Here is a 295-nt window from a genome sequence, read left to right as displayed (position 1 = left end):
ATGGAAATACATCCATTTTTATCGCGCAGTTTTCGGTGTTTCTTTAATTCATTAATTCTTAATATCCAGTTTTCAAGGTACGAGTTTGACATCTCTGTCAATGGAGGTTAACGGGATCGAACCGATGACCTCCTGCTTGCAAAGCAGGTGCTCTCCCAGCTGAGCTAAACCCCCATGGTACTATTATATTTTCTGAGAATGGGCCTAAATGGACTTGAACCATCGACCTCACGCTTATCAGGCGTGCGCTCTAAACCAGCTGAGCTATAGGCCCGAAACAGCGCCCGGTAGGCCT

Annotated in this window: 2 tRNA genes; both read right to left on the bottom strand. The window is 46.1% G+C overall.

Annotation, left to right across the window (positions count from 1 at the left end):
• Positions 1-101: 101 nt before the first annotated feature.
• Positions 102-174, bottom strand: a tRNA-Ala gene (locus ACG72T_RS12585).
• A 25-nt stretch (positions 175-199) separates the two neighbouring features.
• Positions 200-274 (bottom strand) — tRNA-Ile (locus ACG72T_RS12580).
• Positions 275-295: the final 21 nt, after the last annotated feature.

Source organism: Companilactobacillus sp. FL22-1, assembly GCF_043951805.1.
Taxonomy (GTDB): Bacteria; Bacillota; Bacilli; order Lactobacillales; family Lactobacillaceae; genus Companilactobacillus.
The sequence above is the reverse complement of the archived record's forward strand: the minus strand, read 5'-3'. Positions and strand labels throughout refer to the sequence as shown.